The following is a 20,812-nucleotide window of genomic DNA, read 5'->3' on the forward strand; positions in this document are numbered from 1 at the left end:
AAAAATTGTACCCCAGCCGGGCAGGGCCGATTTCCGGGGCCGCTCCGCAGGGTCCGGAGCCGGCATTTTCCCCCGGCCCCGGGGTTCTCGTACAATCCAGTCTGGACGTCAATGATGAAACCCCATGGTCAAGGAAAAAACCGCGCCGCGCCCAGATGCTTCGCAGGCGCCAGAGGCATTGCCCGCTGATTTCGAATCGGCGCTGGCTGAACTCGAATCGCTGGCGGCCCGCATGGGCGATGGCAATCTGGGCCTGGAAGAATCCATCGCGCTTTATCAGCGCGGGGTGGCGTTGGCGCGCGTCTGCCAGCAGCGCCTGGATGCTGCCGAACAGCAGGTGCAGGTGCTCCAGGGGCAACTGCTGGAACCCTTCCAGGACCCCCAGGGGCGGGATGCGTCATGACCGTGGTGGCCGGTAGTTTCGATCAGTGGCTGCAGGACGCCGTAGCCCATGTCGGCGCAGTGCTCGACGAGGTTCTGCCGTCCCGGGAAGACGACGGCCCGGCGCGCCTGCACGAGGCCATGCGCTATGCCGTGCTGGGGCCGGGCAAACGCATCCGCGCAGCCCTGGTGCTGGCGGCGGGCGAGGCCAGCTGCACGCCTGGGGTGGCGGCTGCCGCCCAGGACCTGGCTCTGGACGGCGCAGCCGCTGCCGTGGAACTGATCCATGCCTATTCCCTGATTCACGACGATCTGCCCTGCATGGACGACGACGACCTGCGGCGCGGCCGGCCGACCGTGCACCGTCAGTTCGACGACGAGGCCTTGGCCATGCTGGCGGGCGATGCCTTGCAGCCGCTGGCCTTCGATTGCCTGGTGCAGATGCCGATCGCACCGGCCCTGATCGTCCAGGCCGTGCAGTTGCTGGCGCGCGCCGCCGGCAGCGATGGCATGGTGGGGGGACAGGCCATCGATTGCGCCAGCGTCGGGCAGGCCCTGTCCATCGAGTCCCTGCAACGCATGCATCGCATGAAGACCGGCGCCCTGCTCGAAGCCAGCGTGCTGCTGGGCGGCGTGGTGGCCGGTGCCAGTTCCACGGTGCGTACCGGCCTGGAATCCTATGCGGCCGCCATGGGGCTGGCATTTCAGGTCGTCGATGATATTCTGGACGTCACAGCAGACTCCGCGACCCTGGGCAAGACCGCCGGCAAGGACGCCGCGCAGGGCAAGCCCACCTATGTATCCATCCTGGGGCTGGACGCATCGCGCGAACTGCTGCTGAATTTGCGCGAACAGGCCCATCAGGCCCTGCTGCCGCTGGGGCCTTCGGCCTGCCGGCTGCGTGAACTGGCCGATTACATCATTGGCCGGACCCATTGAATCCAGGGGCCGGGCCGACATGAAGAAGACAAGATGACAACTCTACTGGAAGGGATCGCCTCGCCGGCCGATCTGCGCCGCCTGGATCGGCGGGAACTGAAAGACCTGGCTGCTGAACTGCGGGCCTTCGTGCTGGATTCCGTGGCCCGCACCGGAGGGCATCTGTCCTCGAACCTGGGCACGGTCGAACTGACGCTGGCGCTGCATTACGCCTTCAATACGCCCGATGACCGTCTGATCTGGGATGTCGGGCATCAGTCCTATCCGCACAAGATCCTGACCAACCGCCGCGAAGCCATGGCCGGCCTGCGGCAGCAGGGCGGGATTTCCGGTTTTCCGAAACGCAGCGAATCCCCCTACGACGCCTTCGGAACCGCGCATTCGTCGACCTCGATCTCGGCGGCGCTGGGCATGGCGGTGGCTGCCCGCAACGCCGGCCTCGACCGCCAGCACATCGCCGTGATCGGCGATGGCGCCATGACGGCGGGCATGGCCTTCGAGGCTCTGAACAACGCCGGCGTGACGCCGGACGTCAATCTGCTGGTGGTCCTGAACGACAACGACATGTCGATCTCGCCGCCGGTCGGCGCCCTGAACTATTATTTCGCCCGGTTGCTGTCGGGGCAGTTCTATGCCCGCGCGAAGATGATGGGGCGTGCCGTGCTGCAGCACGTGCCGCCGGCCCTGGCCCTGGCGCGCAAGCTCGAAGGCCATGCCAAGGGCATGCTCTCGCCGGCCACCTTGTTCGAGGAACTGGGCTTCAACTACATGGGCCCCATCGACGGCCATGACCTGGAAGCCCTGATCCCGACGCTGGAAAACATTCGCGCCCTCAAGGGCCTGCAGTTCCTGCATGTCGTCACCCGCAAGGGGCAGGGTTACAAGCTGGCCGAGGCAGACCCCGTGCTGTATCACGGGCCGGGGAAATTCGATCCTTCGGTCGGCATCCAGAAGCCCGCCCAGCCGGCCCGCCGCACCTTCACCCAGGTCTTTGGCCGCTGGTTGTGCGACATGGCTGCCAGCGATAGCCGGCTGATCGGCATCACGCCGGCCATGCGCGAGGGCAGCGGGTTGGTTGAATTCGAACGCCAGTTTCCGCAACGTTATTTCGACGTCGGCATCGCGGAGCAGCACGCCGTCACCTTTGCCGCAGGCCTGGCCTGCGAGGGCTGCAAGCCGGTCGTCGCCATTTATTCGACCTTCCTGCAGCGCGGCTACGATCAGCTGATCCACGATGTGGCCCTGCAGAATCTGGACGTGACCTTCGCCCTGGATCGTGCCGGCATCGTGGGCGCCGATGGGGCTACCCATGCGGGAAATTACGACATCGCCTATCTGCGCTGCGTCCCGAACATGGTGGTGGCCACGCCCTCGGATGAGCACGAGGCCCGCCTGTTGCTCAATGCCTGCTATCACCATCCCGGGCCGGCCTCGGTGCGCTATCCGCGCGGGGCAGGGACAGGGGCTGAGCCCGGCGACGGCCTGGATCCTGTGGACATTGGCCGCGCCGTGGTGCGCCGCGAGGGCAGGGATGTCGCCGTGCTGGTCTTTGGCACCCTGCTGTCGCAGGCCGCCCAGGCCGCCGAGGCGCTGGACGCCACGTTGGTGGACATGCGCTTCGTCAAGCCGCTGGACGAGGCCCTGCTGGCACGGCTGGCGGATACGCATACGCTGTTCGTCACGGTCGAAGAGGCCGCCATCATGGGTGGCGCCGGCAGCGCAGTGACGGAATACTTCCATCGGGAGGCGATCGTGCGCCCGGTCCTGCAGTTGGGGCTGCCGGATGAATTCATCGATCACGGGGACCAGAAGGCCATCCTCGCCGGACTCGGCCTGGATGCCCAAGGGATCGAGGCGTCGATACGCCTGCGTTTGGAAAGGACACGTTCATGAACACCTTGCTGGAGCCGGCAGCCGTCGCCATGCCGGACGTGCAAAGCAGCGCCGATACCCGGCATATCGCCATTCAGCGGGTTGGCGTGCGCGGGGTGCGCCACCCCTTGCTGGTGGCCACGGCCGGCCAGCCGCAGGCCACCATCGCCGACTGGGAGATGACCGTCGCCCTGCCGCCGGAAGAAAAAGGCACCCATATGTCGCGCTTCATCGCGCTGCTGGAATCACACCGCAGCCAGCCGATGACGCCAGCCGCCTTGTGCGCCATGACCCAGTCCATGCTGGATCGGCTGCAGGCCCAGGCGGGCGACGTCACGGCCAGTTTTCCTTATTTCGTCGACAAGACGGCCCCCGTGTCCGGGGTGCGCAGCCTGATGGACTATCAGGTCGGCTGGACGGTCCGGGCCCGCCAGGGCCAGGATCCGGCCTTCGCCTTGCGGGTGCTGGTGCCGGTCACCAGCCTGTGTCCGTGTTCCAAGGCCATTTCCGAATACGGCGCCCATAATCAGCGGTCCCATGTCACCGTGCGCCTCGAATGCGCACCCGACCGGGCCCCTGCGCTGGATGATCTGATCGCGCGTATCGAGGCCCAGGCCTCGTCCGAACTCTGGGGGCTGTTGAAGCGCGCCGACGAGAAATTCGTGACCGAACGCGCTTACGAGAACCCGAAGTTCGTCGAGGATCTGGTGCGCGACGTGGCCGTCATGCTGCAGGGGCTGCCTGGCGTTACCGCCTACGAGGTCGAAGCCGAAAACTTTGAATCCATCCACAATCATTCGGCATATGCGGTGGTGAGCAGCCGTTGACGGCCTGGCGGCTGGGTCGTCTTCCTGAAGAAACGGGGGACACCAAGCCCATTGCTATGTTAGAATTGCGGGTTACTTGCTCGACCGTTCCTGGATTGCTTCCCATCAAAACGGGCCAACACCAGTGCCGGCGGGCTGTCTGTCAACATCGCAGATATCCACAAGGAGTCATTCATGCGTCACTACGAAGTAGTGTTTATTGTGCATCCCGATCAAAGCGAGCAAGTGCCCGCCATGATCGAGCGCTACCAGACCATGGTCACGAGCAACGGCGGCCAGATCCACCGTCTCGAAGACTGGGGCCGTCGCCAGTTGGCCTACCCGATCCAGAAACTCGTCAAGGCGCACTACGTGTGCTTCAACATCGAGTGTGGTCAGGCCGCCCTGGACGAACTGGAACACTCGTTCCGCTACAACGACGCCATCCTGCGTCACCTGTTCATCAAGACCAAGCATGCTCACACCGAGCCGTCGATCATGATGAAATCGGTCGAACGCGAAGAGGCCCGCAAGGCTTCCACCGCCGAGACGTCGAACTCCTGATCCGGCACTCGCGCGATCCGTGAACCGAGTCGAGCTGGCTGCGACATTGATCGAGATTCCGCCTTTGCGCCACACACCGGCAGGACTGCCCGTGTTGCGGTTGCAGATGGCCCATGAATCCCAGGTCCTCGAAGCCGGCCTTCCCCGCCAGATTTCCATGGAATTCAAGGCGGTGGCTCTGGGAGACGTCGCTCTGATCCTGGCCAAGACCCCCGTGGGCAGCCAGGTGCAGATCATCGGATTCCTGGCGCCGCAACGACAAGGATCGGATCGGCTGGTATTGCATATCCAGCAGCTTGTGCAGGCACATTGAATGAACCCTCCGGGCGCGTCCCGGAACCAGACAAAGGCAAACATCATGGCTTACTTCAAGAAGTCGAAAGAAAAACGCAAATTCGGGCAACAGAATCCGCTGTTCAAGCGCCGCAAATTCTGCCGTTTCACGGTCGCCAAGGTCGAGGAAATCGACTACAAGGACCTGGACACGCTGCGTGATTTCATCCAGGAAAACGGCAAGATCATCCCGGCCCGCCTGACCGGCACCAAGGCTCACTATCAGCGCCAGTTGGATACCGCCATCAAGCGTGCCCGCTTTCTGGCCCTGTTGCCGTACACCGACAACCATAACTAAACCGAGGTCCCCGTCATGCAAGTCATTCTGCTTGAAAAAGTCGTCAATCTCGGGAACCTGGGTGATGTGGTGCGTGTGCGCGATGGCTACGCCCGCAACTACCTGATTCCCCAGAAGATCGCCCGCCGCGCGACCGAAACCGCCCTGAAGGAATTCGAGGCCCGCCGCGCCGAACTGGAAAAGCACCAGGCTGAAAAGCTGGCTGCCGCCCAGGCCATGTCCGAAAAACTGCACGGCTTCGCCTTCGTCATCAGCCAGAAGGCTGGGGTCGATGGCCGTCTGTTCGGTTCCGTCACCAACATGGACGTCGCTGCTGCCTTGCAACAGGCCGGCTTCTCCGACGTGCACAAGGGCCAGGTCCGCATGCCGGACGGCGCCATCAAGGCCGTGGGCGAGTTCCCGCTGCAGGTGGCCCTGCACGCCGACGTGGTGGCCGACATCACCCTGACCGTTCAGGGCGAAATGGCGTAATCGCACAGGTGTGCCGTGCTACATTCCTCCCAGTGAGGAATGGCAGGGCAGCTTGAAAAAAGGCCGGCGCCATGCCGGCCTTTTTTTTGCAGCATTGCATGGATTCTAGGGACTGACGGTGGAAATCGAAAACGATACCCAACTGGACTATCTGCGGGTGCCACCGCATTCCATCGAGGCCGAACAATCGGTCCTGGGCGGGCTGCTGCTGGATAATGCGGCGTTCGATCGCGTCGCAGACGTTCTGGTCGAAGACGATTTCTACCGTTTCGATCACCGCCTGATCTGGCAGCACATCACCCGGCTGGTGGCGCTGGCCCGTCCGGCCGACGTGATCACGGTGCATGAATCCCTGACGAATGCCGGCAAGGCCGATGACACGGGTGGCCTGCCGTATCTGAATGCGCTGGCGCACAACACGCCTTCGGCGGCCAATATCCGCCGCTATGCCGAGATCGTGCGTGAACGATCCATGCTGCGCAAGCTGGTATCGATTTCGGACGAGATTTCCTCCGCCGCCTTCAACCCGCAGGGCAAGGAAGCCCGCCAGATCCTGGACGAAGCCGAATCGCGGGTATTCCAGATCGCCCAGGAAGGCGCGAGGGGCATGGCGGGGTTCCAGGAAATCCGCCCCCTGCTGGCCCAGGTGGTGGAACGCATCGATGAACTCTATCATCGCGAGGGCGATTCCGATGTCACCGGGGTGCCCACGGGCTTTGACGACCTGGATCGCATGACCTCGGGCCTGCAACCGGGCGATCTGGTCATCGTGGCGGGGCGCCCGTCCATGGGCAAGACCTCGTTTTCCATGAACATCGGCGAACACGTGGCCATCGAGCAGGGCCTGCCGGTGGCAGTGTTTTCCATGGAAATGGGCGCCGTGCAACTGGCCATGCGCATGATCGGTTCCGTGGGCATGCTGGACCAGCACCGCATGCGTACCGGCAAGCTGAACCAGGACGATTGGCCGCGCCTGACCCATGCCGTGCAAAAGGTCGAACAGGCGCAGATCTACATCGATGAAACCCCCGCGTTGACGGCCATGGAAGTGCGCGCGCGCGCGCGGCGCCTGTCGCGCCAGTGCGGCCAGTTGGGGATGATCATCATCGACTACATCCAGCTGATGTCCGGTAGCGGCGGGGAAAATCGCGCCACGGAAATCTCCGAGATCAGCCGTTCCCTGAAGAGCCTGGCCAAGGAACTGAACTGCCCGCTGGTCGCGCTGTCGCAGCTGAACCGCAGCCTGGAACAGCGCCCCAACAAACGTCCCGTCATGAGCGACCTGCGTGAATCCGGCGCTATCGAACAGGACGCCGACGTGATCATCTTCATCTACCGCGACGAGGTCTATAACCCCGATTCGCCGGACAAGGGCACGGCGGAAATCATCATCGGCAAGCAGCGTAACGGCCCCATCGGGACCGTGCGCCTGACCTTCCAGGGCGCCAGCACGCGCTTCCTGAACTTCTCGGCGGCTCCCGGGTTCTGATTGCGTCGGCGGCCAGCCTTTTGGGCGGTCGCATCAGCAGCGGCCGAGCGGGGCAGGGCTTGGCCTGGTGCGCTGCTTAGAGTTCGTGGGCCGTCATGCGCAAGGCCATGCGCATCGCTGCACGCAGGGAGGCGGGATCAGCGATCCCTTGGCCCGCAATGTCGAAGGCCGTGCCGTGGTCCACGCTGGTGCGCACGAAGGGCAGGCCGACCGTCACGTTTACGCCTTCGTCCAGACCCAGGTATTTCACGGGGATCAATCCCTGATCGTGGTACTGGGCCACGACGATATCGAATTCGCCCTGGCGGGCTCGCATGAAGATCGTATCCCCGGGCCAGGGGCCCGAGACGTCCAGGCCTTCGGCTCGGGCCTGCGCGATGGCGGGTGCAATGTGCAGCGTTTCTTCATTGCCGAAGGCTCCGCCTTCGCCGGCATGGGGGTTGAGCCCCGCCACCGCGATCCGGGGGTGGGCGATACCGGCCTGCCGGCAAGCACGCTGCGCCAGGCGGATGGCGCGGATTTCCGCTGCCTGGCTGAGCGCTGCGGGCACGTCCGCCAGGGCGATGTGGATCGTCACCAGCAGCACCCGCAGTTCTTCGTTGGCCAGCATCATGGCGTAGTCCGCCGTGTCGGTGCGTGCCGCCAGGATTTCGGTATGGCCGGGGAAGTCGATGCCGCCGGCATGCATGGCGCCCTTGTGCAACGGGGCCGTCACCAAGGCCCGCAGGCGCCCCGCCTGGGCGTCGTCGATGGCGTGGCACAGGTATTCGTAGGCGCCGCGCCCCGCGCGGGCGTCCAGGCGGCCCGCAGGCAGATCGGCCGGCAGCGCCTGCCAGCGGTTCAGGACCCCGATGGTATCGCCCGTGGTGCCGGCTTCGGGCTGCGCCAGCGGCTGGATCTGCAACCGTCCGTCCAGCCCCAGGGCCTGGCAGGCGCGCTCCAGCGCGCCGGAATCGCCGTAAACCACCGCCGGATGGGGCAGGCCTTCGGCGAACAGGCGCACGATCAGTTCCGGACCGATGCCCGCCGCGTCCCCCAGGGTGAAGGCCAGGGGCAGGGCGGCGCGGGGGCTACAGGGCGTCGCTGGCATAGTCGGCCAGGCGCGAGCGTTCACCGCGCTGCAAGGTGATGTGCCCGGCGTGCAGCCAGCCCTTGAATCGGTCCACCACGTAGGTCAGGCCCGAACTGCCTTCGGTGAGATAGGGCGTATCGATCTGCGCGATGTTGCCCAGGCAGACGATCTTGGTGCCCGGGCCGGCCCGCGTGATCAGCGTTTTCATCTGCTTGGGCGTCAGGTTCTGGGCCTCGTCGATGATCAGGAATTTGTTCAGGAAGGTACGGCCACGCATGAAGTTCAGGGACTTGACCTTGATGCGCGAGCGGATCAGGTCCATGGCCGGGGTCTTGTTCCAGTCCTGGCCGTTGCCGCTGGAGCTGATTGCGCCGCCCGACCCCTGGTGCAGGACTTCCAGATTGTCTTCCAGGGCGCCCATCCAGGGCAGCATCTTTTCTTCCTCGGTGCCGGGTAGAAAACCGATGTCGTCGCCCACCGGCACCGTGGCGCGGGTGATGATGATTTCCGTGTAGCGTTTCGTCTCCAGGGTCTGGGCCAGCGCGCTGGCCAGCGTCAGCAGGGTCTTGCCCGTGCCGGCCTGTCCCAGCAGCGACACGAAGTCGATGTCCGGGTTCATCAGCAGGTTCAGGGCGAAATTCTGCTCGCGGTTGCGCGCCGTGATGCCCCAGACGCTGTTCTTTGCGTGGCTGAAGTCGCGCAGCGTGGCCAGCACGGCGCTCTTGCCGGTGACCTCGCGCACCTGAGCGGACAGCGGCATGTCGCCGTCGTAGTAGACGAATTCGTTGACGCTGAACTGGCTGCACAGGGGGCCGCGCACGCGGTACCAGGTCAGGCCGCCCTGCTGCCAGGATTCGATGTCTTTGCCGTGCTTGATCCAGAAGTTGTCCGGCAGCGGCGTGATGCCGTCGTACAGCAGATCCGAATCGTCCAGCACGTGGTCGTTCAGGTAGTCTTCGGCAGGCAGGTTCAGGGCACGCGCCTTCAGGCGCATGTTGATGTCCTTGGACACCAGCACGATCTCGCGTTTGGGCGATTCCTGACGCAGGCCGTGGACGATGCTGAGGATGACGTTGTCAGCCTTGCCCATGGGCAGTTCGATCGGCAGGTGGGTATCCGTGGGCCGGGTCTGGAAATACAGCGAGCCCAGGGCGTCCTTGTTGCCGGAGGTATCCAGCGGGATGCCCTTGTTGAGATCGCCCGTGGTGATGAGTTCGTCCAGCGAGCGGCTGACCTGGCGGGCGTTGCGGGCGACTTCGGACATGCCTTTCTTCTGATGATCGAGCTCTTCGAGCACGATCATGGGCAGGAACACGTCGTGTTCGGCGAAGCGGAACAGCGAGGACGGATCGTGCAGCAGCACGTTGGTGTCCAGTACGAACAATTTGCGCTGGGCGGTGGGCAGGCGCTTGGATTTGGCCTTGGCGGGTGCAGGAGCCTTGGCGGCCTTGGCCGCTTCGGACTGCGTGATCAGGCGGGATGTATCCGTCTGGACCGTGTCGCGTTTGCCTGGCGCCGCTGTTCTGGCAGCTGGCGCGGTGCTTGCCGGGGCGGCGGGCGCGGCCTTGGCGGCAGGGGCGGCTTGGGCTGCTGGAGCGATCTTGGCACCGGGAACTGCCTGGCTTGCGGGTGCGGCCTTGGTGGCGGGGACCGCCTGGACGGCAGGCGCAGCAGGCGCAGCAGGCGCGGGCTTGGTTGTCAGGATCGCCGCCAGTGGCCGCTTGGGCCGGGATGCGGTTGCGGGCGCCGCGACGGCAGACGCCGCTGCGACGGGTGCCGGGGCCGGTGCCTCGGGGATGGCCTGCCGGCTGGCGGCAGGGGTAGGGTCCACGATGTCGCCGAGACGGGCCGGCGCTTTGGGAAGGGGCATGAAGGCTCCTGTGGTGGGCTTAGGCTGCCAGATTTCGGGCGGCTTGAAGGACTTCCGCCGCATGGCCAGGGACGCGAACGCCGCGCCATTCCTGGACCAGGATGCCGCTCCGGTCGATCAGGAAGGTGCTGCGGTCGATGCCGCGTACCTGCTTGCCGTACATGTTCTTCAGCTTCATGACGTCGAACAGGCCGCAGAGGGCTTCGTCCGGGTCGGAGATCAGCGGGAAAGGCAGGCTTTGCTTGTCCGTGAAGTTTTCGTGGGATTTCAGCGAGTCGCGGGAAATGCCGTAGACGTGGCAGCCGAGAGCCTGGAACTGGTCGTGCAGATCGCGGAAGTCCTGGGATTCGGTCGTGCAGCCCGGCGTGTTGTCCTTGGGGTAGAAATAGAGGACGAACGGCGTGCCCCGCAGAGCAGAGGAATCGACGGGGCCGTGGGTGGAGTCGGCCTGGAAGGCGGGCAGGGCCTGGCCAATGGCAACGGATGTCATGCGCGGGGATCTCCGGGTAGTAACAGGGCCAGGACGCGGCGCTCTTCGGACATGAGAATGTTGTAGGTGCGAGCGGCGGCCTGGGTGGTCATGGTCTCTACGCCGATGCCCAGTTGCAGCAAGGGGCGCGTGACCTCGGGGGATAGAAACGTCTGTCGCGTTCCGGTGCCGATCAGCAGCACTTCGGGGGCGCCTTCGGGCAGCGCGGCGGGCGCGTCGTCCAGGAAGTCCATGGGGTTCTGGCGGGCGGCATCCAGGCCGATCAGGGCCTTCAGGAAGACTGCGTCAATGTCGGTCGCCGTCAGCAGTTCGACCTGTCGCACGGGGCCTTCGGGCCCGAAGCACACGGCGGTCTCGAATCGGACCCGGTTGATCTCCAGGTGGTGTTCCCCGTAGGCCGTGACGGTGTTCAGGGCAGGGTTGAAATCTTTTTGCAATAACACGGAACGCTCCAGAGTTCCTGTGATGATAGCGCAATAGCGTTGCCGCGCCGTGGCGCGCTTGGCGCAATTTCTTTCCGCGATTTCATGGGGGCTGGATTTGCGAGTCACCGGTGCATGCGCTAGATTATCGGATTTGCTGCACTGCAATCATTCGCTGCCGATTTCTTCCCTGCCCAGTCCGAGGACCATCATGACGACCTTCCCGCGCATCGAGCGCCTGCCCCCCTATGTGTTCAACATCACCGGGGAACTGAAGATGGCTGCCCGGCGGCGCGGCGAGGACATCATCGACATGTCGATGGGCAATCCCGACGGCCCGACCCCCAGGCACATCGTCGAAAAGCTGGTCGAGGTCGCCGAACGCGAGGACACCCACGGCTATTCGGTGTCCAAGGGCATCCCACGCCTGCGCCGGGCGATCACCGGCTGGTATCAGCGCCGCTATGGGGTGGACTTCGATCCGGATAGCGAGGCCATCGTCACCATCGGCTCGAAAGAAGGCCTGGCGCATCTGATGCTGGCGACCCTGGACCGGGGCGACACCGTGCTGGTGCCCAATCCCAGCTACCCCATCCATATCTACGGGGCCGTGATTGCCGGCGCCAATATCCGGTCCGTGCCCATGACGCCCGGCCTGGATTTCTTTGAGGAAATCGAGCGCGCCGTGCGCGAGGCCATCCCCAAGCCCAAGATGATGATCCTGGGTTTTCCCAGCAACCCGACGGCGCAGTGCGTTGAATTGTCATTCTTCGAGCGCATCGTCGAACTGGCGCGGGAACACGGTATCCTGGTCGTGCACGACCTGGCCTATGCCGACATCACCTTCGACGGCTATGTGGCGCCCTCCATCATGCAGGTGCCCGGCGCGCGTGACGTGGCGGTGGAATTTTTCACCATGAGCAAGAGCTACAACATGGCGGGGTGGCGGATCGGCTTCATGGTGGGCAACCGCGAACTGGTCAATGCCCTGGCCCGCATCAAGAGCTACCACGACTACGGCACCTTCACGCCCATCCAGGTTGCGGCCATCGCCGCCCTGGAAGGCCCGCAGGACTGTGTGGCGGAAGTCGTCGAACAGTACCGCCGCCGCCGCGACGTGCTGGCCAAGGGCTTGCACGAAGCCGGCTGGATGGTGGACGTGCCCAAGGCGTCCATGTACATCTGGGCGCACATTCCCGAGCCCTACCGGGCGCAGGGCTCGCTGGAATTCTCCAAGCGCCTGCTGGCCGAGGCAAAGGTCGCAGTGTCGCCCGGCGTGGGCTTCGGCGATTACGGAGACGAATACGTGCGCTTCGCGCTGATTGAAAACGAGCAGCGCACCCGCCAGGCGGTGCGCGGCATCAAGGACATGTTTCGTAAGGACGGGCTGTTGAAATGAAACCCATCCGGATCGGTTTGTTGGGTCTGGGCGTCGTCGGTGGCGGCGTCTGGACGGTGTTGGCCCAGAACGGCGGCGAGATCGCGCGTCGGGCGGGGCGGCGCATCGAGGTTGCGGGGATCGCCGTGCGCGACGTCGCCAAGGCCCGCGCCCTGGTGGGGCCAGACGTGCGTGTCGTCACCGACGGAATGGCGTTGGTGCGGGATCCGGACATCGACATCATCGTCGAGCTGATGGGGGGCGACACCATTGCCCGGGACTGCATGCTGGAGGCCATCCGCCAGGGCAAGCACATCGTCACCGCCAACAAGGCGCTGCTGGCGATGCACGGCAATGAGATCTTCGCCGCTGCTCAGGCCCAGGGCGTGATGGTGGCCTTCGAGGCCGCCGTCGCCGGGGGCATTCCCATCATCAAGGCCATCCGCGAGGGCCTGACCGCCAACCGCATCCAGTGGGTGGCGGGCATCATCAACGGCACGACCAATTTCATCCTGTCGGAAATGCGCCAGCGCGGCCTGCCCTTCGATGCCGTGCTGGCCGAAGCCCAGCGCCTGGGCTACGCCGAGGCCGACCCGACCTTCGACATCGAAGGCGTGGATGCCGCGCACAAGCTCACGCTGCTGGCATCGCTGGCCTTCGGCATTCCGGTGCAGTTCGACAAGGCCACCACGGAAGGCATTTCCGGCCTGGCATCCGAAGACATCGTGCATGCCGATCGCCTGGGCTATCGCATCAAGCTGCTGGGCATCACCCGCCGCCGCCATGACGGCATCGAGTTGCGCGTGCATCCCACCTTGGTGCCGGCCGACTGCCTGCTGGCCAACGTCGAAGGCGCCATGAACGCCGTGCTGGTGCGCGGCGATGCCGTGGGACTGTCGATGTACTACGGACAGGGCGCCGGCTCCTTGCCCACGGCTTCGGCCGTCGTGGCCGATCTGGTGGACGTGGCCCGGCTGCAAATGGCCGATCCGGAACATCGCGTGCCCCATCTGGCTTTTCAGCCGGAATCCGTGGTGGACATCCCCGTGCTGCCCATGGCCGAGGTGCGTTCCAGCTTCTATCTGCGCCTGCGGGTCGACGACCGCCCGGGTGTGCTGGCCGATCTGGCCCGCATCCTGTCGGGCGCCGGCATTTCCGTGGGGTCCATGTTCCAGCAGCCGCATGGCGAACATCAGGCCGACATCATTTTCCTGACCCACGAGGCCCGCGAAGGGGACGTGGACGATGCTCTGCGCGTCATGCAGGCTCAGCCCTTTGTCCGTTCAGACGTCACGCGTCTGCGCGTGGAGAACCTGGCGTGAAATATCAGTCCACTCGGGGCGGCATGGCCCCCTTGCCCTTTTGCGACATCCTGCTCGAAGGCCTGGCGCCGGACGGCGGCCTGACCCTGCCCGAAACCCTGCCCCGGCTGGATGCCGATACGCTGGAATCCTGGCGCGGCCTGTCCTATGCGGAACTGGCGGCGCGGGTGCTGGGCCTGTTCATCGACGACGTCCCGGCGCCCGATCTGCTGCGCATGACGCAGGCGGCCTATGCGACGGACGTCTTCCCGCAGATCGCGCCGGTCAAGCCCCTGCGTCCCGGCCTGTCCCTGCTGGGCCTGTCCGAAGGCCCGACCCTGGCATTCAAGGACATGGCCATGCAGTTCCTGGGCCAGATCTTCGAATATGTGCTGGCGCAGCGCGGCCAGACCCTGAACATCCTGGGAGCGACTTCGGGCGATACGGGATCGGCGGCGGAATACGCGCTGCGCGGCAAGCGCGGCGTAGCGGTGTTCATGCTCTCGCCGCACGGCCGCATGAGCGCCTTCCAGCGGGCGCAGATGTATTCCCTGCAGGATGCCAACATCCACAACATCGCCGTGCGCGGCGTGTTCGACGAATGCCAGGACATCGTCAAGGCCCTGGCGGGCAACCTGGAATTCAAGAGCGCTCATCGTCTGGGGGCCGTGAACTCCATCAACTGGGCGCGCATCGCCGCCCAGATCGTGTACTACGTCTGGGGCTGGCTGCGGGCCACCCAGGGGCCCGGGCAGGCCGTGTCCTTTGCCGTCCCTTCGGGAAATTTCGGCAATATCCTGGCCGGCCATCTGGCACGGCAGATGGGGGTGCCGATTCGCCGACTGGTGCTGGCCACCAATGAAAACAACGTGCTGGAGGAGTTCTTCCGCACGGGCGTCTACCGGCCGCGTCCCGCCAGCCAGACCTACGCCACGTCCAGCCCGTCGATGGACATTTCGCGGGCCTCCAATTTCGAGCGCTTCATCTTTGATCTGGTGGGGCAGGACGCGGCTCGGGTGCGTTCGCTGATGGATGAACTGCGTCAGAATGGCGAATTCGACCTGTCGGATCTGAAAGCGCAGTTCACCGAACGCTATGGCTTTGTGGCCGGAGCCAGTTCACATGCCGACCGCCTGGCGACGATCCGGGCCATCCATGCCGAAACCGGCGTGCTGATCGACCCGCATACGGCTGATGGCGTGCATGTCGCGCAGGCGCATCTGGAACCCGGTGTGCCCATGCTGGTGCTGGAAACCGCCTTGCCGGCCAAGTTCGCCGAAACCCTGGTCGAGGCGACCGGCCAGGCCCCGGCCGTGCCGGCCGATCTGCAGGATCTGCAGCAGCGCCCGCAGCGCGTCGAGATCATGGATTGCGACGCCCGGCAGGTGGCCGACTACCTGCACCGATACGCTCTGTAGACGGCAAAAGATCACGCTGCCCGGTACGTCTGCAGGTGCAGGCTGGTTTCCGACTGGCTGATCCCCCGGATCAGTCGTACGCGTTCCAGCACCTGCGACAGTTCCTGCAGGTCTGCCACGCGCAGTTCGGCCAGCAGGTCCCAGCGACCGTTGGTGTCGTGCAGGGCGGCCACCCCCGGTTCTCCCAGCAGGCTGGCGATCACGGTGCGCGCTTCGTTGCCGTCCACCGTGATGCTCATCCAGGCGTGGATCGCCTGCGGCTGCACGTCCGGGCGCAGGCGCACCGTGTACCCCACGATCAGGCCCGCGTCTTCCAGGCGGCGCATGCGCTGCGTCACCGTGCCGCGCGCCACCCCCAGGCGCCGTGCCAGCGTAGCGACGCTGGCACGGGCATTGGCCCGCAGCAGGCGGATCAGATGCTGATCGGTGGAGTCAATGGCGATGTCTTTGGGCATTATGTTCTTCTCGGCTGATCATTTTGATGATTTTATGTCGAAAGTGATGCATTTCTGACGATAGTCATTGGCGGCAGCTTCAGACACACTGGGAACAGGTCAAATATTTCCAGGAGACGAACATGACCGCGACCCGGATCAATCACGCCAGGACCCTGTTTCTGGATACCCCCGACGTTGCTCGCCTGCTGGGGCTGCTGGGCCTGCCTGCGGCGCTGCGCCTGCTGACCGACCGTCTGCGGATGGAGTATCTGCGCTGGCCGGATTTCGACAAGGCTGCCCGGATCGCTACGTATTCCCCGCAGGGGGTGATCGAATTGATGCCGATCACCGATGGCCATGCCTACAGCTTCAAATGCGTCAATGGCCACCCAGGCAACGGCGCGGTGGGCCTGCCGACCGTGATGGCCATGGGGGCCTTGCTGGATTGCGATACCGGCAGGGTGCGCCTGCTCAGCGAATTGACACTGACCACGGCTTTGCGTACGGCGGCGACCTCGGCACTGGCGGCGCAGGCCCTGGCGCGGCCCGGCAGCCGTTCCATGGCCTTGATCGGCAACGGCGCGCAAAGCGATTTCCAGGCCATCGCCTTTCACGCGCTGCTGGGCATCCGCGACCTGCGCCTGTACGACGTGGACCGCTCTGCATCGGTGCGCTTGCAACGCAATCTGGCAGCCAGCGGCCTGGACAGGCTGCAGGTTCGGGTTTGCGATTCTCTGGCCCAGGCAGTACGTGGGGCCGACGTCGTCACGACTGTGACGGCCTGGCAGGGGGCCGCTCGGGTCCTGACGGCCGATTTGCTGGAACCCGGTGTGCATCTGAATGCCGTGGGCGGCGATTCTCCTGGCAAGACCGAGCTGGATCCGGCCATTTTGCCGCGCGCATCCGTCTTCGTGGAATTTCCGCCGCAAACGCGCAAGGAAGGCGAAATCCAGCAGATGGCAGCGGATTTCCCCGTGACCGAGCTGTGGCAGGTGCTGGCGGGGCAGGCGCCTGGCCGCGTGGACGAGCGACAAGTGACGCTGTTCGATTCGGTCGGGTTTGCACTGGAAGACTATTGCGCTCTATCGTTCCTGCAGGCGGCCGCAACACAGCACGGCGTGGGTCGCTGGGTAGAGATCGTTCCCGATCAGGACGATCCGCGCGATTTGTATGGCTGGATGCTGGCGCGCGAGCGCTTCGCATCGGTTCCGGCCTGAATTCGTGGCATAAGGGCGAACATGAAGACGGTGACATTGATCGGCGCGCCGACGGACATCGGGGCCGGCGCCCGGGGCGCCTCGATGGGTCCCCAGGCCCTGCGGGTTGCGGGGATTGATCGGGCCTTGCGCAGACAGGGCTTCGAGGTCATCGACGCAGGAGATCTGTCCGGGCCGGGCAACCCCTGGCAGGCACCCGTGCAGGGCTATCGTCACCTGGAACAGGTGGTGGAGTGGAACGCGCAGGTATTCCAGGCTGTGTCCGCCGAACTCGAACAGGGCCGCCTGCCCATGCTGCTGGGTGGCGATCACTGCCTGGGGCTGGGGTCGGTCGGTGCCGTCGCGCGCCATTGCCGACGTCAGGATCGGCCTGTGCGGGTCTTCTGGCTGGATGCCCATACTGATTTCAACACCGCGCAGCTCAGTCCCAGCGGCAACGTGCATGGCATGCCGGTGGCCTGCCTGTGCGGTTTCGGCCCGCGCGAACTGACGGAGCTGGGCGGGCCGTCCCCTGCGCTGCGAGTGGATGACTTGCGCATGGTCGGCATCCGCAGCGTGGACGCCGGCGAGCGTCGATTCGTGCATGAGCAGGGGCTGGACGTCTACGACATGCGCACCATCGACGAACGGGGCATGCGGGCCGTGATGGAGGCCGCCCTGGACGGCCTTGCGCCGCAGGCGCACATCCACGTGAGTTTCGACGTGGATTTTCTGGACCCGGATTATGCACCGGGGGTGGGCACCACGGTGCGCGGCGGGCCGACCTGGCGTGAGGCTCAGCTCTGCATGGAAATGCTGGCGGATACGGGACAGGTAGGGTCGGTGGACATCGTCGAGCTCAATCCCGCCCTGGACGTGCGCAACGGCACGGCCAAAGTCGCGGTGGAATTGGTTGAAAGCCTGTTTGGCCAATCAACGTTGATCCGGCGCGGGCGCGATTAACGCCTGTTTCGCTGCTTTCAGGCCGCTGCGCACCGCGCCTTCCAGCACCGCCGGGTAGCCTGTGTCCGTCCAGTCGCCAGCCAGCAGCAGGCCAGGCCAGGGGGTAGCAGGGCCGGGCCGCCGCAGGTTCGGGGTGACATCGAAGGTCGCCCGCTTTTCCGTGATCAGGATCTGCGCCTCGATGGGGGGCAGGGGACGGGGCGCCTGGGCGCGGATCTGCGCTATCGTGCCGGCGATGATCCGGTCCGTGCCCTGACCGGCGTAGCGGTCAGCTGCCCCGATGACGATGTGAAGCAAGCAGCGGTCTGCCGGATCCGTGCTGATGGCGCTGTGATCGAACAGCCATTGCCCCCAGGCGTGATGTGCGGGATCGTCCCACAGCAGCGTCATGGCTTGTCCTGATTCCCAGGGCCGGCTCAGCCTCAGGCTGACCGTGCCGATTGCAGCGTGCCGCAGCGTCGGCCAGGCGGCCAGATAGGGTACGGCATCGGGCAAGGAGGCCAGCAGGCGCCAGGCTTCGGGCTGCGGGATGGCCAGGATCACCTGGTCGCAGGGCTCGTCATCCACATGCCAGCCGCCGGCCGGTGCGGGGGTGATGGCGCGCACCCGCTGCCGCCGCAGGTCTTTGCCCAGCAGCTGGCAGGCCTGCTTTGGCCAGAGATCATGCAGCTGTCCCCGAGGGATGATCGTTCGGCTGGCGGCTGCGCCTGCGGCCAGGCTGTCTTGCAGGATGCAGGCCAGCAGGCGGGCGTCGGCCTGGTCCAGCGAAGTGTTCGTTGCCGCCAGGCACAGCGGCCCCCACAGGCGTTCCAGCAAGAGCGGCGGGCAGCCCAACTGCCGCAGCCAGTCGGCGGCTGTCTGCGTCGCGTCGATCGGTTCCGGGTCCAGGGAGCGCAGCACGCGCTCCAGGTGCCGGCGGCCCGGCCAGCCTGACAATCCCCGGCTGCCAAACAGCGCTCCCAGGCGGTGAGCTGGCGCGGGCAGCGGCCAGAATCCCAGGCGCAGGCTGCCGTCGGCCGATTGCAGCTTCAGCGGCTGGATGAGGCAGGCCTCGTCCGGGTCCACGCCCAGGGAACGCATCAGGGCCAGCGTATCGCGGTAGGCGCCCAGCAGGATGTGCTGACCGTTGTCGGTCGTCAGGCCCAGCCCGGGGTGTGTCACCGGCCGGGCTCGGCCGCCCGCCTGCGCGGCGGCCTCGAAAACCTGCACCTGGCATCCGGCGCGACGCAGATGCACGGCGGCTGCCAGACCGGCCCAGCCTGCCCCGATGACGGCGACCTTCATTTCGCCAGGCGGCGTACCAGCCCCTGGCCGCCGCTGACCCAGACCTTCCAGGCCAGCCAGAACTTGCGGATGGGCGTCAGGGCCATGCGCTGGTTCAGCACGTGCCAGCCGTCGCGTTCGATCTCGTCCAGCAGCGTGTGGTAGATGGCGGCCATCATCAGGCCCGGGCGCTGGGCGCGGCGGTCGGCGTCGGGCAGCAGGCGCATGGCGTCCCGGTACAGGTCGCGGGCACGCTGAGTCTGCTGGCGCATCAGCGCGGTAAAGCCGTCCGTATGGCGTCCGTCCAGCACATCGTCGACCGTGACGCCGTGCTGCGCCATGTCGTCGGCCGGCAGGTAGATGCGGCCGCGTCGGGCGTCGTCACCCACGTCGCGGATGATGTTGGTCATCTGGAAGGCCAGGCCCAGGGTCTCGGCATATTCCAGCGTGCGCGGATCGGTGTAGCCGAAGATGCTGGCCGACAGGTCCCCCACCACCCCGGCGGCCCGCCAGCAGTACTGGCGCAGGGCTTCCCAGTCGGCATAGCGGAACTGGTCCAGGTCCATTTCCATGCCTTCGATGATGGCGTAGAACGGGTCCGGGCGCAGGCGGCAGGACTCCAGGTGGGGCTGCAGGGCGATGGCTACCGGATGATCCGGGGCGCCGTTGAACATCTGATCCACCTGGCCGCGCCACCAGGCCAGTTTCATGCGGGCGACGGATGCCTCGCTGACCTCGTCGACGATGTCGTCGACCTCGCGACAGAAGGCGTACAGGGCCGTGATGGCCCGCCGTCGATCGGGGGGCAGGAACAGAAAGGAATAATAGAAGCTTGAACCGCTTTGGGCGGCCTTGTGCTGGCAGTATTCGTCAGGACTCATGATGAAGGGGCAGGGCGGTGGCCGGGCGTGGGCGGGGCCGGCAGAATGCGCGCCAGCATAGCAGGAAGCCGTCGCGCCGGGTCAGGATGGGCCGGTTGGCATAAGGGTTGTCGCCGCCGCTTTCGAGCTTTTCCAGGATGCGCAGGCCGCCGTGGACGACCAGGCGCAGTTCCCAGCCGAAGCGCCCGGGCAGGCGCCAGGCCAGGGGGCTGCCGGCCATCAGCAGGCGGCGCGCCTGTTCAATCTGTTCCTGTGCGACGGCCCGCCAGGCGGCTGGCGCCTGGGACGGCCGTGATCGGCACAGGTCGGCCAGGGCGGGCAGCGTGACTTCGTGGCGGGCCAGGCAGTCCAGGGGGATGTAGCAGCGGCCCTTGGTCTGGTCCACGGCCACATCCTGGCAGAAATTCACGCGCTGCAGGCCGGTGCAGATGGCGTCGGATTGTTCCAGGTCTTGCGCGGTGGTGGCGCCGAACAGATGCAGCATCAGCCGGCCCACCGGGTTGGCCGAGCGGCGGCAGTAGTCCATCAGGGCCCGTTCGTCCGCATACGTGGTGACGGTCAGGTCCTGCAGGAAGGCCGACAGAAGGTCCAGGAACGGCTGGATGGGCAACTGGTGCTCGGTGATGGTTTGCCCCAGCCGCTCGAACAGGATCCTGTCGGGTGTGGACAGCGGAGTGCGGATGGCGCGATGGGCGCCCAGGTCCCGGATGGCGGATCGCCAGGACTCCAGCGCGGCCTGACGGGCGGCGGGTTCGGCGTCGCCTTCGTCAGCCAGATCGTCGGCGCCCCGCGCGAAGGCGTACAGGTTGCGCACCGCCGGCCGCAAGCGCGCCGGCAGCAGAATCGAGGCGACAGGGAAGTTCTCGTAGTGATCGACAGCCATGATCCGGCAGTATACTGAGCCTCGGCCGGAAACCGGCCTGAACGGGCGATCAGCCCAGGGAACCTCTGCACAAGCCTCACGGTAA

General features: G+C 65.6%; 22 protein-coding genes. 14 read left to right on the forward strand and 8 right to left on the reverse strand.

Going from position 1 to position 20,812, the window contains the following annotated elements; all coding sequences use genetic code 11:
* Positions 1-124 precede the first annotated feature (124 nt).
* From VDP74_RS10140 to VDP74_RS10180, 9 genes are all read left to right on the forward strand, one after another.
* On the forward strand, positions 125-403 hold the full coding sequence (locus VDP74_RS10140; RefSeq protein ID WP_322999508.1) for an exodeoxyribonuclease VII small subunit: 279 nt from the start codon (positions 125-127) through the stop codon (positions 401-403).
* Entirely contained in the window at positions 400-1,320 is a 921-nt protein-coding gene (locus tag VDP74_RS10145; RefSeq protein WP_322999509.1) for a farnesyl diphosphate synthase, read from the forward strand. The genes VDP74_RS10140 and VDP74_RS10145 overlap by 4 nt, the downstream gene beginning before the upstream one ends.
* 33 nt (positions 1,321-1,353) lie before the next feature.
* The gene (dxs, locus tag VDP74_RS10150) at positions 1,354-3,213 is read left to right on the forward strand and encodes a 1-deoxy-D-xylulose-5-phosphate synthase (protein ID WP_322999510.1); all 1,860 of its coding nucleotides are present in this window, start codon (positions 1,354-1,356) and stop codon (positions 3,211-3,213) included.
* Positions 3,210-4,019, forward strand: a complete 810-nt coding sequence (gene folE2, locus VDP74_RS10155) for a GTP cyclohydrolase FolE2 (protein ID WP_322999511.1) — start codon at positions 3,210-3,212, stop codon at positions 4,017-4,019. The genes dxs and folE2 overlap by 4 nt, the downstream gene beginning before the upstream one ends.
* A 174-nt stretch (positions 4,020-4,193) precedes the next feature.
* Complete coding sequence (rpsF, locus tag VDP74_RS10160; protein WP_322999512.1) at positions 4,194-4,562, forward strand: 30S ribosomal protein S6; 369 nt, start codon at positions 4,194-4,196, stop codon at positions 4,560-4,562.
* Positions 4,563-4,581: 19 nt separating this feature from the next.
* Positions 4,582-4,875 carry a primosomal replication protein N gene (gene priB / locus VDP74_RS10165; RefSeq protein WP_322999513.1) on the forward strand — a complete coding sequence of 98 codons (294 nt, stop codon included), beginning with the start codon at positions 4,582-4,584 and terminating at the stop codon, positions 4,873-4,875.
* 45 nt (positions 4,876-4,920) lie between these two features.
* Positions 4,921-5,193 carry a 30S ribosomal protein S18 gene (gene rpsR, locus VDP74_RS10170; RefSeq protein WP_066456389.1) on the forward strand — a complete coding sequence of 91 codons (273 nt, stop codon included), beginning with the start codon at positions 4,921-4,923 and terminating at the stop codon, positions 5,191-5,193.
* A 15-nt stretch (positions 5,194-5,208) separates the two neighbouring features.
* Positions 5,209-5,664 (forward strand): 50S ribosomal protein L9, encoded by a 456-nt coding sequence (rplI, locus tag VDP74_RS10175; RefSeq protein ID WP_322999514.1) that lies wholly within the window; start codon positions 5,209-5,211, stop codon positions 5,662-5,664.
* Between the two features lie 118 nt (positions 5,665-5,782).
* Positions 5,783-7,153 (forward strand): replicative DNA helicase, encoded by a 1,371-nt coding sequence (locus VDP74_RS10180; protein ID WP_322999515.1) that lies wholly within the window; start codon positions 5,783-5,785, stop codon positions 7,151-7,153.
* Positions 7,154-7,229: 76 nt separating this feature from the next.
* Here VDP74_RS10180 and pdxA read toward each other — a convergent pair whose 3' ends face one another.
* From pdxA to VDP74_RS10200, 4 genes are read right to left on the reverse strand one after another with little or no spacing between them, the layout of a single operon-like run.
* A complete protein-coding gene (gene pdxA, locus VDP74_RS10185; RefSeq protein WP_322999516.1) occupies positions 7,230-8,243 on the reverse strand; it encodes a 4-hydroxythreonine-4-phosphate dehydrogenase PdxA in 1,014 nt (337 codons plus the stop codon).
* Positions 8,224-10,095: a PhoH family protein gene (locus VDP74_RS10190; protein WP_322999517.1), complete on the reverse strand. Its 1,872-nt coding sequence runs from the start codon at positions 10,093-10,095 to the stop codon at positions 8,224-8,226. Before VDP74_RS10190 ends, pdxA begins: the two co-directional genes overlap by 20 nt.
* 19 nt (positions 10,096-10,114) lie before the next feature.
* Positions 10,115-10,585 carry a peroxiredoxin gene (locus VDP74_RS10195; RefSeq protein WP_322999518.1) on the reverse strand — a complete coding sequence of 157 codons (471 nt, stop codon included), beginning with the start codon at positions 10,583-10,585 and terminating at the stop codon, positions 10,115-10,117.
* Entirely contained in the window at positions 10,582-11,028 is a 447-nt protein-coding gene (locus VDP74_RS10200; protein WP_322999519.1) for an Mth938-like domain-containing protein, read from the reverse strand. The genes VDP74_RS10195 and VDP74_RS10200 overlap by 4 nt, the downstream gene beginning before the upstream one ends.
* Positions 11,029-11,218: 190 nt before the next feature.
* Between VDP74_RS10200 and alaC the strand changes: the two genes are divergently transcribed.
* From alaC to thrC, 3 genes are read left to right on the forward strand one after another with little or no spacing between them, the layout of a single operon-like run.
* Entirely contained in the window at positions 11,219-12,406 is a 1,188-nt protein-coding gene (gene alaC / locus VDP74_RS10205) for an alanine transaminase (RefSeq protein WP_322999520.1), read from the forward strand.
* Positions 12,403-13,707, forward strand: coding sequence for a homoserine dehydrogenase (locus tag VDP74_RS10210; RefSeq protein ID WP_322999521.1), 1,305 nt, complete (start codon positions 12,403-12,405; stop codon positions 13,705-13,707). The genes alaC and VDP74_RS10210 overlap by 4 nt, the downstream gene beginning before the upstream one ends.
* Positions 13,704-15,104, forward strand: coding sequence for a threonine synthase (gene thrC, locus VDP74_RS10215; protein WP_322999522.1), 1,401 nt, complete (start codon positions 13,704-13,706; stop codon positions 15,102-15,104). The genes VDP74_RS10210 and thrC overlap by 4 nt, the downstream gene beginning before the upstream one ends.
* 11 nt (positions 15,105-15,115) lie before the next feature.
* Here the strand turns inward: thrC and VDP74_RS10220 are convergent, their stop codons facing one another.
* Positions 15,116-15,541, reverse strand: coding sequence for an Lrp/AsnC family transcriptional regulator (locus VDP74_RS10220; protein ID WP_322999547.1), 426 nt, complete (start codon positions 15,539-15,541; stop codon positions 15,116-15,118).
* Between the two features lie 140 nt (positions 15,542-15,681).
* Between VDP74_RS10220 and VDP74_RS10225 the strand changes: the two genes are divergently transcribed.
* The gene (locus tag VDP74_RS10225) at positions 15,682-16,758 is read left to right on the forward strand and encodes an ornithine cyclodeaminase (protein WP_322999523.1); all 1,077 of its coding nucleotides are present in this window, start codon (positions 15,682-15,684) and stop codon (positions 16,756-16,758) included.
* Between the two features lie 21 nt (positions 16,759-16,779).
* The gene (rocF, locus tag VDP74_RS10230) at positions 16,780-17,700 is read left to right on the forward strand and encodes an arginase (protein WP_322999524.1); all 921 of its coding nucleotides are present in this window, start codon (positions 16,780-16,782) and stop codon (positions 17,698-17,700) included.
* Here rocF and hpnE read toward each other — a convergent pair.
* From hpnE to hpnC, 3 genes are read right to left on the reverse strand one after another with little or no spacing between them, the layout of a single operon-like run.
* Complete coding sequence (gene hpnE, locus VDP74_RS10235; RefSeq protein ID WP_322999525.1) at positions 17,671-18,984, reverse strand: hydroxysqualene dehydroxylase HpnE; 1,314 nt, start codon at positions 18,982-18,984, stop codon at positions 17,671-17,673. The two genes, rocF and hpnE, sit on opposite strands and share 30 nt — an antisense overlap.
* The gene (hpnD, locus tag VDP74_RS10240; protein WP_322999526.1) at positions 18,981-19,844 is read right to left on the reverse strand and encodes a presqualene diphosphate synthase HpnD; all 864 of its coding nucleotides are present in this window, start codon (positions 19,842-19,844) and stop codon (positions 18,981-18,983) included. The genes hpnE and hpnD overlap by 4 nt, the downstream gene beginning before the upstream one ends.
* Complete coding sequence (hpnC, locus tag VDP74_RS10245; protein ID WP_322999527.1) at positions 19,834-20,727, reverse strand: squalene synthase HpnC; 894 nt, start codon at positions 20,725-20,727, stop codon at positions 19,834-19,836. Before hpnC ends, hpnD begins: the two co-directional genes overlap by 11 nt.
* Positions 20,728-20,812: the final 85 nt, after the last annotated feature.

The sequence above is a fragment of the Castellaniella sp. genome, assembly GCF_034674885.1.
Classification (GTDB): domain Bacteria; phylum Pseudomonadota; class Gammaproteobacteria; order Burkholderiales; family Burkholderiaceae_B; genus Castellaniella.